This window comes from Actinomycetota bacterium (assembly GCA_040881665.1).
Classification (GTDB): Bacteria; Actinomycetota; UBA4738; order UBA4738; family HRBIN12; genus JBBDWR01.
Genome location: JBBECT010000007.1, coordinates 98000 through 112960 on the forward strand (window position 1 = coordinate 98000; position 14961 = coordinate 112960).

The window sequence follows — 14961 nt, forward strand, 5'->3', positions numbered from 1 at the left end:
GTCGCGCGTCACACCCGGTAGCGGGCCAGCGCGAATCGACCCGCGTTCCCGGGACCCGCGCCGCCGACGACCAGCAGGCGACCGCCCGAGAGCGACGCACCGTGCGCGTAGGCGCCACCGACGAACCGCGTGGTCGCTCGCCCGTCACCGCCGAACCCGTGGTCGAGCACCCCGTTCGCCCGGTAGCGGACGATCGCGAAGCGCCACTCGATCGGCTCGACGACCTCGTGCGGTCCGGCGCCGCCGGCCACCACGATCCTCCCGTCGTGTTGGATCGCGACGGCCTCGGCGACCTGCTCCGAGCCGTGCCGGACGTCGGTGGTCACTCTCCCGTCCCCGCTGAAGGTGCGATCTGGCCTCCCGGCCTTCGTGAACCGCGCCGCCGCGAAGCGGAAGAAGTCGAACGCGCCGGCGGCCACGATCCGACCGTCGGACTGCACCGCCACGGCGAACGCATCGCCGAACAAGGGTGAGGTCACCTTGCCGTCGCCGCCGAACACCGGGTCGAGCTCGCCCTCGGGTGTGTAGCGCGCCAGGGCCCAACTCCCGCCGTTCCCGCCCGCGAGCACGATCTTCCCGTTCGACTGGAGCGCGAGTGCCCGCGCCACTCCCCAGATCCCGTAGGGGGTGATCACCAGACCACCGTCGCCGAACGTGGGGTCCGGTGTGCCGTCGGTCCCGTACCGCACGAGGGCGAACTTCGGCCGGTTCGTCCCCGCCGACCCGGCAACAAGGATCTTCCCGTCGGGTTGGATCGCGACGCCGTTCGCGATGTCGAAGCCCGGCGTGAGGTCGGTCGTCACCACTCCGCCCGTCCCGAACCCCGGGTCCGGCGTACCGCCGGTGTCGTAGCGCACGACGGCGAATCGGTTGCGATCGTCGGCGGTGCCGGCCGCCACGATCATGCCGTCGGGCTGGAGCGCAACCGCGCGTGCCTCCCCCGCCCCGATGATCGACGTCGTGACCTTTCCCCCGGAACCGAACGCAGGGTCGAGGGCCCCCTCGGTCCCGTAGCGTGCCAACCCGAAGTCGGAGCCCGCGACGCCGGCCGCGACGATGCCCCCATCGGACTGCACCGCGACCGCTCGCGCGGCCGCTCCGCCCGCGAAGGCCGTGGTCACCTTCCCGTCGCCGTCGAAGGAGGGGTCGAGGTCCCCGTCGGCCGCCCACGCGGGGAGCATCTGCGCGGTCATCAACGCCGCGGCGGCAGCGATCGCCACCATCACCCTTGCCGCACCGATCCGGGTCTCCACCGCTCGCCTCCTCCCCTCGCAGTGTGCGCCCGGGATCGGCCCCGCGGAAGGGCCGTTCGGCCTGCCGGACCCGGGCTACAGACCGTAGGCCTCGAGCAAGCGCAACCACACCTCGCTCACCGTGGGGAACGAGGGCACCGCGTGCCAGAGGGTCTCGAGCGGAACCTCCGCGACGACGGCGATCGTAGCCGCATGGACGAGCTCCTGGACCTCGGGGCCCGTGAAGGTGGCGCCGATGATGACGCGCCGGTTCTCGTCGATCACCAGGTGGGAGGTTCCCTTGATGTCGTTGCCGCGGAGGTAGGCGCCCGCGACGTCTCCGGTTCCGACCTGCACGGTCCGCACGCCGATGCCCCGGTCACGGGCCTCGGCCTCCGTCGGCCCGACGGCCGCGACCTGAGGGTCGGTGAAGGTCACGCGGGGGATCGCTCGGTGATCGGCGATGTCGGTCGCCTCACGTCCGCCGAGCACGTCGCCCACGATCCGGCCCTGATACTTGCCCATGTGCGTCAACAACGCGAGGCCGGTGATGTCGCCGACCCCGTACAACCACTCTCCGTCGACGCCCGCGATCCGGAGTCGCTCGTCGACCTGCACGGGCTCGCCGGGCACGAGGCCGACCGTGTCCAGGCCCACGTCGGTGGTGTTCGGACGCCGGCCGACCGCGACCAGCAGCTCGTCGCCGCCGATCTCGCGTCCGTCCTCGAACGTCACGGTCACGGCGCCGTCGGGAGCGCGCCGGACGCGCTGCACACGAGCGCCGGTGATCGCCGCGATGCCCTCGGCCTCGAATGCCTCCGCGACCTGATCGCCGGCGAACGGTTCCTCGCGACTCAGCAGCCGGGGACCGCCCTCGATGATCGTGACCTGCTCCGAACCGAGGCGGCGGAACGCCTGGGCCAGTTCCGCGCCGATCGGACCCCCGCCGAGCACGACGAACCGGCGGGGGATCTGCTTGACGGCCGTGGCGTCGCGGTTGGTCCAGGCGCGCGCGTCCGCGAGGCCGTCGATCGGGGGCATCGCGGGGGTGGTTCCGGCGGCGAGCACGACCGCCTTGGTCGCCGTGAGCGTTCGGGTTCCCGTGTCGGTTTCCACCGCGACGCGACGCTCCCCCGCCAGACGGCCGCGTCCGCGCACGAGCTCGATCCCCTCGGAGTCGAGCCAGGGGGTCTGGGTCGAATCGTTCCAGTCGTTGGTCATGTAGTCGCGCTGGGCGAGCGCGGCCGCCACGTCGATCTCGCCGGTGATCGCCTCGGCCACGCCCGGAGCACGCTTCGCAGCAGCCAGGACGTCCCCGGGCCGCACCAAGGCCTTGCTGGGGATGCACCCGTAGAAGGAGCACTCCCCGCCCACGAGTCGCTCCTCGACGATCGCGACCGAGAACCCGCGAGCGACCGCCCTCCCGGCGGCGTTCTCCCCGGGCGGTCCCGCCCCGATCACGATCACGTCGAAGTCCTCACCCATCCGTGGCCTCCCTCTTCGTTCTCTCCTGCTGGAGCGTTCCCGTGCGGCCGAGCGTGACACGTTCCACTCTCGCCCATCCGTCACCGGGTCAGGAACCCGCGGACGGCCGTGTTGAATCGATCCGCCGCCTCGATGTTGCACTGGTGACCGACCTCCGGGAGCACGACGAGTTCGGACCCACGGATCCCGCGGTGGAGCTCTTCCGCGACCGTCAGAGGGGACCGGACGTCCTCCTCGCCGTAGAGCAGCAGCGTCGGAACGTCGATCGAGCCGAGCATCCCGCGTAGATCCGCATCGGCGAGCGCCTCGAGCATCGGCTTGACGCCACCGGGATGGAAGTCGCACATCATGGCCACCGCCTCTTCCACCATGGCATCGGGAGCGCGATCGGTGAACAGCGTCGGGATCCATTCCCGAACCCACTCCTCCGGCGGAAGCTCCAGTCCTCGTCGCACGCCCTGGATACGCTCGGCGACCACCTCCGGTGGCAACGAACCGGCCCAGCCCGCGTACGCCGCGGTGAGGACCAGACTCGTGAGCACCGTCGGGTGGCGACGGTAGAGCTCGAGCGCAAGCGTCGATCCCCAGGACAACCCGACCACGCTGGGTCGGCCGAGATCCAGCGTGGCGACGAACCCGGCCAACACATCGGCGTAGTCGGACATCCGGAACGACACGGGTGGGTCGGACGATCCGCCGCAGCCAGGTGCATCCCACGCGACGACCGTGAACGCGTCCGACAACCCGTCGAGCTGACGCCGCCACTCGCGGTGATCCGACAGACCCCCGTGCAGCAACACGACGAGCGGTCCACTTCCCGATCGCTCGTAGGTGATCGTCAAGCCGGTGCCGTTGATCTTGATCCGTTCCACGAGTACCCGCGGCGGCACGATGCCCTGAGAACACTCCGTGCCGGGCCGATCCTACCCCGGCCGTCCCACGTGCTGCTGCGGCGCTCTCGAGAGTCCCCCGTACACCCGTCGGACCGAACTTCACTCCGGTCGGTCGTCCGTTACTCCGCGCCGACCTTCGTCTGCACGCCGAACACGCTCAGCCAAGGAGGCGACGGCGTGCTCGGAGCCCAGGCGGGCGAGTCGGCATACCGATCGATCCTCGAACGGGCGGGGTTCACCCGCCGCCGGCCGCTCGACGCCGACTTCAACCTCGTGTTCGAGGCTCGTCCTTGAGCATCGTCGTTCCCGGCAACGCTCCTCGACCGGCCGTGGCCGATGATTTCCGGATCCGATCTGCGTCGGAACGGAAGGATCGACCGTTCCCGCCTGTTGGAAACCCACGAGGAGGACCAAAACCCATGCGTGCAACCGCGATATCGATCCCGGACATCCGCAACGCCGTAACCGGGCGGGTGATCGCCCCTGAGGACGACGGATACGACGACGCACGTACGGTCTTCTACGGAGGGTTCGATCGCCGTCCCGCGGTCATCGTCCGCGTCGCGAACGCGAGGGACGCCGCGCATGTCGTGTCGGTCGCCCGTGACACGGGGCTCGAGCTGGCCGTCCGCAGCGGCGGGCACAGCGGGGTCGGTCACGGGACGACCGAGGGGGGGATCGTGCTCGACCTCTCCGACATGAACTCGCTGGACATCGACCCCGGCAGCCGGACCGCGTGGGCGGGATCCGGGCTGACTGCGGCCGAGTACACGGGGGCGGCTGCGGGCCATGGGTTGGCGACCGGGTTCGGCGACGCGGGCTCGGTCGGGCTCGGGGGGATCACGCTGGGCGGCGGGGTCGGGTTCCTCGTCCGCAAGCACGGCCTCACGATCGACGACCTCCTCGCCGCCGAGGTCGTGACCGCGGACGGGAGAATCCTGCAGACCGACACCGACAGCCATCCGGACATGTTCTGGGCGATCCGCGGGGGCGGCGGCAATTTCGGTGTCGCGACGCGCTTCCGCTTCCGGCTCCACCCGCTCGATTCGATCGTCGGGGGGATGCTGTTCCTGCCGGCGACCCCTGCGACGATCGAATCGTTCATCGCCGAAGCGGAGGCGGCCCCTGAGGAGCTGTCGACGATCGCGAACGTGATGCCCGCTCCTCCGATGCCGTTCATCCCGGAGGAGGCGCACGGCAGGATGATCATCCTGGCGATGATCGTGTTCGCGGGAGGCGCCGATCGCGGCGAACGTGCCCTGGCGCCGTTCCGCGCGATCGCGACCCCGATCGCGGACATGGTCCGGCCGATGTCCTATCCCGAGATGTATCTCCCCGACGAGGAGGACTATCACCCGACGGCGGTCGCGCGCACGATGTTCGTCGACGCGATCGATCGGTCGGTCGCCGAGACGATCGTCGAGCACCTCGAGGCGTCGGACGCGCCGATGCGCGTGGCTCAGCTCCGCGTGCTGGGCGGCGCGATGGCCCGGGTCCCCGCAGACGCGACCGCCTTCGCGCACCGCGACAGCCGGATCATGGTGAACGTCGCGGCCATGTACGAACATCCCGAGGAGAGGGCCACACACCAGGCCTGGACCACGGACTTCGCCGCGGCGCTGCGCCAGAGCGACACCGGCGCGTACGTCAACTTCCTCGCCGAGGACGGGGAGGAACGGATCCGCGAGGCCTATCCGGGCGCGACATGGGACCGTCTCCGGTCGATCAAGGCACGCTACGACCCGTCGAACCTGTTCCGGCTGAACCAGAACATCCCGCCGGCCGGCACATGAGCGGTCCCGGTCCCGCTACCCTGGTCCTGCGCGAGAGTGGCGGAACCTGGCAGACGCGTCGGACTTAGGATCCGGTGGGCTATCGCCCGTGGGGGTTCGAATCCCCCCTCTCGCACCGCGTGTGACCTGCGAGTCTATTATCGGCGAGTGACGATCGGCCGCCGGAAGGGCTCCTTTGCCCACGCTTGATCACGGCTGACGTGTCGTCGCCGTCCGCGACTATTCGCAGCATGCCCAGGTCGAGGATCAGATGCTTGCCAGTTCTTGGGGCCGGCCCTCGTCACGCCACGTAGGTGGCTGCGGAGAAACCTGCGAGACCGGCGTTGCCCGGGCTCGATCCGCCCGCGCCTCCGCTGCCGGGCGTGATCGTCGTGGACGGGTCGACCGTGAGGGTGGAGGTGCTGTCCGACACGATGCCGATGCTCGGACCGCCGCCCCCCCCCGCCGCCGTGACCTCCCCGGCCGCCATCGCCTCCGGCGCCGCCCCGGCCGCCGTTGGAGCCGTCGTCCTGCTCGCCCGCACCACCGTAAAGGTTCCCGGCGCCTGCTACGACCAAGTTGTGGCCACCGGTTCCGCCGCTTCCTCCGAGCTGACCGGCCCCGCCATCGCCGCCTTCCCCACCGCTGCCGGCGATAACGCTCGACGAGTCCGAAAACGCGACCGCCGAGTCCCACACGTAGATGCCGAACGAGCCGCCACCCGAGGCGCCGATGGCTTGCCGGGTGTCCACGCTGGAGTCTCGTTGGATCCGACCGATGCCCAACAGTTCGGGATCTCCGGTCCTGCCGATATCCGGCTCTACCGAGCGGCCGATTCAGCGCGAGGATCCGATCCGGGCAAACCCGACATCTACGAAGTCGTATGCGCTGCGCCCATCGATGATCCAAATGGCACCTTCACCGGCTGTGATGTGATCGTCGGCTCCTTCGGTGTGTCCTAGATCGAACACCGAAGCTGCGGGGCTCCGCAGGTGGCTCTCCCCCGTGTCTGGGTCAAGCACGACTACTCCGCGGTCGAGGGCGCGCAAGAAGATCGATCGATCGGGGCCGAAGGTCCATTGGTTTCCTACGGTAGATGCGTTATACGTTCTGCGTACCTCCCCGAGTCTGGTCTCAGGCCGGGTCTCCAGGGCCGCAGTGCGGGAAGGAGCCATGCGTCCGATCGTTCGCCGGGCTGTCCTCGCTGCGGCTCTCCTCGGCGCGTGCCTGTTGGCTGGCGTGGTCGCCGCCACCTCGGCGAGCGCGAGCAGCGCCTCCGTGGTGTCGAGCGGACGCGGCAGCGACCTCAGGTACGTCGCCGCTGCCGGGGAAGAGAACGGCGTGGTGATCACGCTCAGCGGCAGCACCTACCAGATCATCGACACGGCAGGGATCACGGCCGCGAGCGGATGTGTGCAGGTGGACGCTTTCACGGCGCAGTGCACCGCGACGATCTCGCGGATCAGCGTGACGCTCGGGGACGGGAACGACTTCCTGCAGAGCGAACCAGCCAAGACCACGACGGCCGACGGCGGAACCGGCAACGACACCCTCATCACCGGGGGGGCCGGCGGGACGCTCACGGGAGGGGACGGCGACGACACACTCAACGGACGCCTCGGAGCCGACGCAATCAGTGGTGGGACCGGCACCGATACGGCTCGCTACGCCAACCACACGGTCGGGATCGTAGTGACCCTGGACGACGTGGCGAACGACGGGGCGGTCGGCGAAGGCGACAATGTCGGCAGCGACGTCGAGAACGTGTTCGGAGGTGACGCAGCCGACGTGATCACCGGAGACGCCGACGCGAACGAGCTCAACGGGGCGTCGGGCAACGACGTGCTGAACGGGCTCGGCGGCGCGGACAGACTGCTGGGCAACATCGGCAACGACACCCTGAACGGTGGAGACCAGCCCGACTCTCTGGACGGTGGCGCAGGGGCGGACAAGGTCAACGGTGGGTCCCACTCGCTCGACCCCCCCTGCTTCGTCTCCATCTGCGGCTTCGTCGGCGATACGGTCGACTACTCAGCCAGAACCGGGAACGTCACGGTGATCCTCGATGGCACTGCAGCCGACGGCGAGGGGTCCGGCGCGGAAGGCGACAACATCGGCAGCGACGTCGAGCACATCCTGACCGGCCCGGGCAACGACATCGTCCAGGGGCTGAGCGGCTCCGACGTGAACAACCTGTTCGAGACCGGACCGGGCAACGACCAGCTGGTCGGCGGCGGCGGCATCGACCTGTTGGACGATGGGATCGGGGACGATCACCTCGATGGAGGCTCTGGAAACGATCATCTGTTTGCCCGCTTCGGTGAAGACGACCTCGAGGGTGGGAGCGGTGCCGATACCGTCGACTACGGATCTCGAAGCGAAGACCTGGTGCTCTATCTCACCGGCACGTCGATCAGCGGCGAGAACTGCTTCGGAGGTCCGGATTGCGAGCGTGATCTCATCCGCTTGGATATCGAGAACCTCACCTCGGGATCGGGAGACGACGTCATCTCCGCCGACGGCGACGACAACGTGATCGTGGACGGGTTCGGGGAGGACGAGGTGGCCGGCAACGGCGGCACCGACACGATCGACTACTCCTCGCGTGCCGACCGCGTCAGCGTCTCTCTCGGCGCTGCGGAGGGTGACGGCGTTGTCGTCGGCGCGGGGGCCGACGCGGACCGGCTGACTGATTTCGAGAACGCCACGGGAGGAGCCGGTGGGGACACCCTGGCGGGTACCGGATCGTCGAACGTGCTGGACGGGGGCCCGGGCAACGACAACCTCTACGGAGACCCGACCGGTCCGGGCGACGACGACATCCTGATCGGAGGAGCGGGAGACGACCGCCTCGAGGCGATGGTTGGCGACGACGATCTCGACGGTGGGGGCGGCGACGACACACTGCTGGGCGATGTCGGGTCCGACACCCTGGCGGGTGGCAGCGGCAACGACCTCATCGCCCCGTCGTTCGATCCCGACGTGTACACGGGCGGCAGCGGTGTCGACACGCTCTTCTACGGCGTGGTGGGGAGCAACGTGGGAGTCGAACTCTCCCTCGACGGGGTTGCGAACGACGGGTTCCCTGGCGAGCAGGAGAACGCACCATCGGACATCGAAAACCTCGTCGGGACCAGCCGCGCGGATGTCCTGGTCGGCAACGCCGCTGACAACGTGATCAATCCAGGCAGGGGCGCCGACACGATCGACGGACTTGGAGGGATCGACACGGCCACCTACGGCGGACGCTCAAGCCCGGTGACCGTAACGATCGACGGCCTCGCCAACGACGGTGAAGACCTCGGCACCGAGGGCGACGATGTCGGAACGGACGTGGAGAACGTCGTCGGTTCCGATCAGGACGACGATCTCACCGGATCCGCGGGACCCAACGTGCTGAACGGGGCAGCGGGAAACGACCTCCTCGACGGAGCCGGAGGAGCTGACGGCTTCGTCGGTGGCGACGGCACCGATACGGCGAACTACTCGGCGAGAGCCGCCGGGGTCACTGTCGCGATCAACGGGCTGGCCGACGACGGGCAGACGGGCGCGGGGGAACAGGACAACGTCGGTCTCGACGTCGAGAACGTGCTCGGCGGATCGGGGGGCGACGTGCTCGTCGGCAGTGCCGGGCCGGATTCGCTCGCCGGCGGTCCGGGCGCCGACCAGTTGGACGGCAGCGGCGGGGACGATTCGTTGCGCGGCGACCTCGGTCCCGACGTGTTCGGAGGCGGCACAGGCATCGACACCGCGGACTACTCGGGGCGGGTCACCGGCGTGACCGTCAGCCTGGACGGCTTGGCCAACGATGGCGAGTCCGCGGGAGCTGAGGGCGATCAGATCCTCGGCGACGTCGAGACGATCCGCGGTGGTTCGGGTCCCGATGTCATGACCGGAGGTTCCGGACCGGACACGCTCTTGGGCCTGGCGGGCGCAGATCGATTGGACGGTGCCGGGGAGGACGACCTGCTCGTGGGTGGCACGCAGGGCGACGTGCTGGTCGGCGGCGCGGGTGGCGATACGGCCGACTACTCCGAGACCACCCGCACTGCGGCAGTCACCGTTCGCATCGACGGACTCGCGAACGACGGGAACGCGGGTGAAGGAGACGACGTCACGGGGGATGTCGAGACGATCGTCGGCACACGGTTCGCCGACAACCTTCGCGGCGGACCGGGACCGCAGACCTTGGTCGGCGACGCGGGTGCCGACAGTCTGGAGGGCCTCGCGGGACCCGACGTGTTGTCCGGTGGCGCCGGCATCGACACGGCCGACTACGCGGAACGAACGGCTCCCGTGCACGTAGACCTCGCGACGCAGGTCGGAGGAGAGATCGGCGAGCTGGACACGATCGGCACGGACATCGAATCGGTGGTCGGGGGATCCGGTGACGACTTCATCTCCGGGTCCGTGAGACCGGAGACGCTCTCCGGAGGTCTCGGCGCGGATCAGATCGCAGGGGGGTCGGGCAACGACGGCCTCATCGGCCAAGCCGGTGACGATCGGCTGGATGGTGGGCCGGGTGTGGACGACCTGCTCGGCTCCGAGGGCGTCGACACACTCGACGGAGGGCTCGATGCGGATCGTCTCGTGGGTGGCACCGACGTCGACTTCGCCGACTACGCCGATCGCACCGAGCCGGTCACCGCATCGCTGGACAGCGTTCGCAACGACGGCACCGCGAACGAGAGCGACTTGATCTCATCCGATGTTGAAGGGATCGTCGGAGGCAGCGGGGCAGACGTGCTCACCGGAGGTGCGGGCGCCGACGAGTTGCTCGGCGGCATCGGCGGTGACTCCCTCAACGGTCTGGCGGGAGACGATCGGTTGGACGGTGGCGTCGGCGGCGACACGTTCGTCGGAGGTGTCGGTTTGGACGCCGTCGACTACTCGGACCGTTCCGGCCCGGTGGCCGTTTCGATCGACGGCATGCTCAACGACGGGGAGGGGGATGGGGCTGAAGGCGACAACGTGGGGATCGACGTCGAGTCGGTGATCGGTGGCGCGGGTGCCGACTCGATCACCGGAGGGTCCGGCGCCGAGACGCTCGTCGGCGGTGCCGGTAACGATCAGCTGGCGGGGCTCGGAGGTGCCGACCTGCTCCAGGGGGGCGGCGGCGCCGACACGCTGGACGGAGGAGCCGATGCCGACGTGTTCTCGGGCGGGCTCGGGAAGGATCTCGCTTCGTACGCGGCTCGGACCGCGGCGGTGTCCGCGACGATCGACGGGCTCGCGAACGACGGTGAATCGGGCGAGGGCGATTTGATCGGATCCAACATGGAGCGGGTCACCTCCGGTTCGGGCGCGGACGTGCTCGTGGGCAACGGCAAGGCCAACACGCTCACGGGGGGAAGCGGGAACGACCTCATCACGGGAGGGCTCGGCAAAGACAAGGTGTCGGGAGGCGGAGGAAGGGACACGATCGACGCCGAGGACGGCTTCAAGGACAGCGTGGCATGCGGTCTCGGCACCGACAGGGTCAGCGCCGACCCGACGGACGTCGTCGCCGGCGACTGCGAAACCGTGACCTGACGAGGCAGCGAAGGGACGGGGGGAAGGTGGGGAAACCCTGTACCCGGCGCGCATGAATCGGGCAGCGGTCGAGCCTGACTTGGGCGACCCCTATCCGGTGAGGAGAGCCTCCTTCCGCGTTGCCATGCGGTCGCCGAGCCGCTCGATCTCGTCAGCATCGAGTACCTGCTCGGCCTGCTTAAACATCTCATCTTCTTCTTCCTCGATGTGGTGCTCGATGTTCTCCTTCATGACGGTGAACTTGGCTCCCCAGCGCTCATCATCAGGCGGTGTCTGCTCGATCTCGTCCATGATTTCGTCGACGACGTGGTGCTCCTCGTAGGCTTCCAGTGTGATCTCCTTGGTCTTCGCGTGCTCCTTGAGTGCGGGATAGAAGATCTCCTCTTCGATGGTTTCGTGCACCGAGAGGTCGTTCTTGATTCGCGCAAGAAGCTCCTGCCTGGTCTTCACCCCACGCTCGGTCGTGCCGTCGATCTTCTCCAGCAACTTCTTCAATGCTCGGTGGTCATCCTTCAGGAGCTTGATTGCGTCCATGCCACTCTCCGTTCTCGCTTTCGCTTCGAACACAAGGAGTTCCCCGGCAACGGGTCACCAAACCCACCATCACTCGCTAGATCGTGAGAGCAGTGGCGATGGAGCCCGAGGCGAACCGTCGAGCCCTAAATCGAGACGGTTGCACCGCAAGTACCTGCGGTAGGAGAGCCATGCTAGGAGCCCGCGTGCAGCGGGGACTGGTGAGCTCACCCCGTCGATCCCTGGTCGATCGCCGACAGGCGGCTAGCACCAGGGCCCTGCGAACGTCGCCCTCGTGTGTGACCTTCAGACCACGGTCGCCCGGCGCCCAGTTTCGGTCAACGCCCGCGTCAGGCGCGCAGGCGCTCCACGGTGAGATGCCAGTCATCGAGCGTGAAGAGCGTGTCAGGTCCGGACACGGAGGCTTGCACCTTGACCCTATGGACCCCTGGGGCGAGTCCCCCAAGAGACCTCTCTACGGACAGGCTCTCGTATTCGAACTGCTCGTTCATCGCCGTGTCGAACGCGAAGTCTTCGGAGGTCGAGGGCTCCGCCTCGACGCCGTCGATCAGGACCCGGACCCTGCAGTATTGGAGAGTTCCGCCGGGCAATCTGCGGCACGAGGACTCCGCAGTGAATCGAGCGAGGATCGCAGCTTCCTGCCCAGGTGGAACTCGTATCGTGGTTGTGGCTCCCTGCGGGTCGATCCAATCCTGCGACGTGGTCCCCAGCAGTCCCGACGTATTCCGCACGAGCTTGACCCGCGTCGGCGACCCCGCAACCGTTGTGGATCCGGGATCACCCCCGATCGCCGCGTTCGCACCGATCACGATCAGCCCGCCGACGACCGCTGCCAGAAAGACCTTCGCCGGAACCATCTGATGCTCCTCTCGACGGGGCTTCGTTCCGCAACAGTCGTCCTTCGTTGTCCCGCGTGTCAACAGCCTTAGGGGAACGCAGATCGGCGAGCGGAAAACACCCCTACCCGTGGACACTGCCATGCTGCTCGAAGAGGAACGCACCTCCCGACCCGACGCAACCACGAGGACGAACTGTCCCCGCGTGGAACATCTCGAGGTTGCCCGGCAGCACTCATCCTCGACGAGGATCCGGACGCTGGGCTACTAGGCGCCGGGCGCTCGGTACTTCACGTGCTCGGCCTTGCGCAGCGCGTCCATCGTTTCGTCGATGGTCAAGAGGACGGTCGTATCGAACGAGCTCATCGCACCGCCGCTACCGATCGCCAGCGCAACCGCGGCCATTGAGACGTTGTCGGGGGCCTCCCACAGCGTGTAGCCGTCGTGCGTACCGAAGGCGTACCAGAATCCATGAAGTCTCCCGCCGACCGACTCGATGTAGGACTGAGCCGCTTTACGCCGGTCCTCTGGGTTGCCGATCAGCCGAGCCCATGTCTCCGGTGTGTAGTTGAACCTCGATAGATAGAGCGGCATCGTCCCTGCCTCTCGTTCGCCGATCCGCGCGAGTCACCGTTGCGCCTCGCAGTCTAGCCCGCCTTCGCACGACGAGCCGCCCGGCTCGGTGCGGTCATCGCTGCCCGTTTCCCGCGATATGGTTCGCCACGCGCTTCGCGTCCCGGCCGACGCCGGTGATCGTGTCCGAGGTCGCCGCGTAGAGGAATTTGAGACCCACGAAGTAGAGGCCCGGCTGGCTCCCGACGACTCCACGCTCGTGCTCCGGGTCTCCTCGCTCATCGAACACCGGCAGGTCGATCCACGAGAAACCCGGACGGAACCCCGTGCACCAGATAACGTTCGAGACGTCGAGGGTCCTTCCGTCGTCCAGCTGCGGAAGACCGTCCTTGACGCCCTCAACCCTGCCCACACGTTCGATGCCCGCCGCGACGAGATCCTTGGGTTTCACCCGCACGAGCGGCGCGGCGCTGGCAAGGAACTTGGGACGGAGCTTCCTGCCCATCGGAGTGCGAACGGTGAGCACGTGCTGGCCGACGAACCGCACGATCCGCAGCAGGACGAACCGGGCGATCGCCGTCTCGATGCGGAAAGGAATGTGAGCAGACTCCTTCCCGGCCATCCATGTCCGATGATCCCGCGATACCTCGATGCCGATGTCCGCTCCGGAGTTGCCGGCGCCAACGATCAGCACCCCCCCGTCCTGCAGCTGCGACGGGTTCCGGTATTCGAAGGAATGCATCTGCACGATCCCGGGATCGAGCTCACCCACGAACACCGGTGGCTGGGCATCCTGGTAGTTCGCCATCGCGACGACAACGTTCTCCGCTTCGAACCGCTGGTCGCCGGCGGAGACGACGAATCCGTTCTGATCCCGCGAGAGGCGGTCGACCCGGACGCCCGCGCGGACCGGCAACCGGAACCGTTCCGCGTACGTCTCGAGGAAGTCGGCCATCGCGTCCTTCCCGACGAACTCGCCGCCTGGGGCCGGGAAGCGCATGCCGGGAAGCCCATTGATCCGTGCGGGCGTGAACAGCAGCAGGGAATCCCACCGGTTCCTCCAGGAGTCGCCGACGTGCCCGTTGGCCTCGAGGATCACGAATGACCCACCGCGGTCTCGCAGATAGTGCCCGACGGCCAGACCTGCCTGTCCTCCGCCGATGATGACGGTCTCGAACCGAGCGACATCCTCGCCCGTCGTCTCGATGCGCCCTTCGCTCATCTTTCCCCTCGCTGCGGGTACTCCCTGCGTGCTGGCAGCTTAGTGGGCGCGCAGGAAGGCGCGCAACGCGGCGTTGAAGCGATCGGCTGCTTCCATGTTGCACATGTGCCCGACCTCCGGAAGCACGACCAACTGGGAGCCGGGGATCTTGCGGTGCAGCTCCTTGGCAACCGGTAGCGGTGAGCGCGCGTCTTCTTCCCCGTACAGCAGCAACGTAGGCACCCCGATCCGTGGGAGCACCTCACGCAGATCCGCTTCGGCCATCGACAGGAGCATCGTCATCACCGCATCCGGACGGAAGGCCGACATCATCGCTACCGCTTCCTCGATCGTGTCGTCGGGAGCGCGGTCGGTGAACAGCGTCGGGATCCACTCCTCTCGCACCCACTCCTCGGGAGGCCTACGGAGTCCGCGGTGCACCCCCTGGATCCGCTCCGCGACCTGCTCAGGCGCGAGGGACCCGGCCCAGCCCGCGTACGCAGACACGAGCACGAGGCTGTTCGGAACGGTCGGATGACGACGGGTCAGCTCCAGGGCAACGGTCGAGCCCCACGACAGCCCGACGAGATGAGGTTGGCCGAGATCCAGCGCCGCGACGAAGCCTGCGAGAATGTCGGCGAAGTCCGGCATCCGGAATGATGCCGGCACATCGGACGATGCGCCGCAGCCCGGTGCATCCCACGCGACGGTCGTGTATCCGTCGGAAAGTGGGCCGAGCTGGCCCCGCCACTCTCGGCGGTCCGAAATGCCTCCGTGCAGCAACACGACGAGGGGACCGGTCCCCGCTCGGTCGTAGGAGATCGTCAATCCCTCAACGTCGATCCGCTCCAATGTCTCCCACCGCCTCGCTCGGATTGCTCGTAAGTGTCCGCTGCCGAGCAG

12 protein-coding genes and 1 tRNA gene are annotated in these 14961 nt (G+C 68.1%); 4 read left to right on the forward strand and 9 right to left on the reverse strand.

Going from position 1 to position 14961, the window contains the following annotated elements:
- Window positions 1-8: 8 nt before the first annotated feature.
- The 3 genes from WEF05_10670 to WEF05_10680 all read right to left on the reverse strand — a co-directional run bounded on the left by WEF05_10670 (window position 9) and on the right by WEF05_10680 (window position 3607).
- Window positions 9-1253 carry a delta-60 repeat domain-containing protein gene (locus WEF05_10670; GenBank protein ID MEX1102343.1) on the reverse strand — a complete coding sequence of 415 codons (1245 nt, stop codon included), beginning with the start codon at window positions 1251-1253 and terminating at the stop codon, window positions 9-11.
- A gap of 75 nt (window positions 1254-1328) precedes the next feature.
- Window positions 1329-2717, reverse strand: a complete 1389-nt coding sequence (locus tag WEF05_10675; protein MEX1102344.1) for an NAD(P)/FAD-dependent oxidoreductase — start codon at window positions 2715-2717, stop codon at window positions 1329-1331.
- Between the two features lie 80 nt (window positions 2718-2797).
- A complete protein-coding gene (locus tag WEF05_10680) occupies window positions 2798-3607 on the reverse strand; it encodes an alpha/beta hydrolase (GenBank protein ID MEX1102345.1) in 810 nt (269 codons plus the stop codon).
- Window positions 3608-4029: 422 nt separating this feature from the next.
- Between WEF05_10680 and WEF05_10685 the strand changes: the two genes are divergently transcribed.
- On the forward strand, window positions 4030-5403 hold the full coding sequence (locus tag WEF05_10685) for an FAD-binding oxidoreductase (protein MEX1102346.1): 1374 nt from the start codon (window positions 4030-4032) through the stop codon (window positions 5401-5403).
- 30 nt (window positions 5404-5433) lie between these two features.
- A tRNA-Leu gene (locus tag WEF05_10690) sits at window positions 5434-5518 on the forward strand.
- A gap of 165 nt (window positions 5519-5683) precedes the next feature.
- Here WEF05_10690 and WEF05_10695 read toward each other — a convergent pair.
- Window positions 5684-5815, reverse strand: coding sequence for a hypothetical protein (locus WEF05_10695; protein MEX1102347.1), 132 nt, complete (start codon window positions 5813-5815; stop codon window positions 5684-5686).
- Between WEF05_10695 and WEF05_10700 the strand changes: the two genes are divergently transcribed.
- Both WEF05_10700 and WEF05_10705 read left to right on the forward strand, forming a co-directional pair.
- Window positions 5802-6344: a hypothetical protein gene (locus WEF05_10700; protein MEX1102348.1), complete on the forward strand. Its 543-nt coding sequence runs from the start codon at window positions 5802-5804 to the stop codon at window positions 6342-6344. The two genes, WEF05_10695 and WEF05_10700, sit on opposite strands and share 14 nt — an antisense overlap.
- Window positions 6345-6555: 211 nt before the next feature.
- A complete protein-coding gene (locus tag WEF05_10705; protein ID MEX1102349.1) occupies window positions 6556-10914 on the forward strand; it encodes a calcium-binding protein in 4359 nt (1452 codons plus the stop codon).
- A gap of 90 nt (window positions 10915-11004) precedes the next feature.
- Here WEF05_10705 and WEF05_10710 read toward each other — a convergent pair whose 3' ends face one another.
- The 5 genes from WEF05_10710 to WEF05_10730 form a co-directional block, all read right to left on the reverse strand.
- Window positions 11005-11448 carry a hemerythrin domain-containing protein gene (locus WEF05_10710; GenBank protein MEX1102350.1) on the reverse strand — a complete coding sequence of 148 codons (444 nt, stop codon included), beginning with the start codon at window positions 11446-11448 and terminating at the stop codon, window positions 11005-11007.
- Window positions 11449-11777: 329 nt separating this feature from the next.
- Window positions 11778-12305: a hypothetical protein gene (locus tag WEF05_10715; GenBank protein MEX1102351.1), complete on the reverse strand. Its 528-nt coding sequence runs from the start codon at window positions 12303-12305 to the stop codon at window positions 11778-11780.
- A gap of 246 nt (window positions 12306-12551) precedes the next feature.
- Window positions 12552-12878 (reverse strand): GYD domain-containing protein, encoded by a 327-nt coding sequence (locus tag WEF05_10720; GenBank protein ID MEX1102352.1) that lies wholly within the window; start codon window positions 12876-12878, stop codon window positions 12552-12554.
- A 94-nt stretch (window positions 12879-12972) separates the two neighbouring features.
- Window positions 12973-14079, reverse strand: a complete 1107-nt coding sequence (locus tag WEF05_10725) for an NAD(P)-binding domain-containing protein (GenBank protein MEX1102353.1) — start codon at window positions 14077-14079, stop codon at window positions 12973-12975.
- Between the two features lie 39 nt (window positions 14080-14118).
- The gene (locus WEF05_10730) at window positions 14119-14886 is read right to left on the reverse strand and encodes an alpha/beta hydrolase (protein MEX1102354.1); all 768 of its coding nucleotides are present in this window, start codon (window positions 14884-14886) and stop codon (window positions 14119-14121) included.
- Window positions 14887-14961: the final 75 nt, after the last annotated feature.

Bases quoted from the DNA above. Each gene is read 5' to 3' on its own strand.
- WEF05_10675 (MEX1102344.1), bottom strand. From the start codon at position 2,717: ATGGGTGAGGACTTCGACGTGATCGTGATCGGGGCGGGACCGCCCGGG.
- WEF05_10685 (MEX1102346.1), top strand. From the start codon at position 4,030: ATGCGTGCAACCGCGATATCGATCCCGGACATCCGCAACGCCGTAACC.
- WEF05_10705 (MEX1102349.1), top strand. From the start codon at position 6,556: ATGCGTCCGATCGTTCGCCGGGCTGTCCTCGCTGCGGCTCTCCTCGGC.
- WEF05_10710 (MEX1102350.1), bottom strand. From the start codon at position 11,448: ATGGACGCAATCAAGCTCCTGAAGGATGACCACCGAGCATTGAAGAAG.
- WEF05_10715 (MEX1102351.1), bottom strand. From the start codon at position 12,305: ATGGTTCCGGCGAAGGTCTTTCTGGCAGCGGTCGTCGGCGGGCTGATC.
- WEF05_10720 (MEX1102352.1), bottom strand. From the start codon at position 12,878: ATGCCGCTCTATCTATCGAGGTTCAACTACACACCGGAGACATGGGCT.
- WEF05_10725 (MEX1102353.1), bottom strand. From the start codon at position 14,079: ATGAGCGAAGGGCGCATCGAGACGACGGGCGAGGATGTCGCTCGGTTC.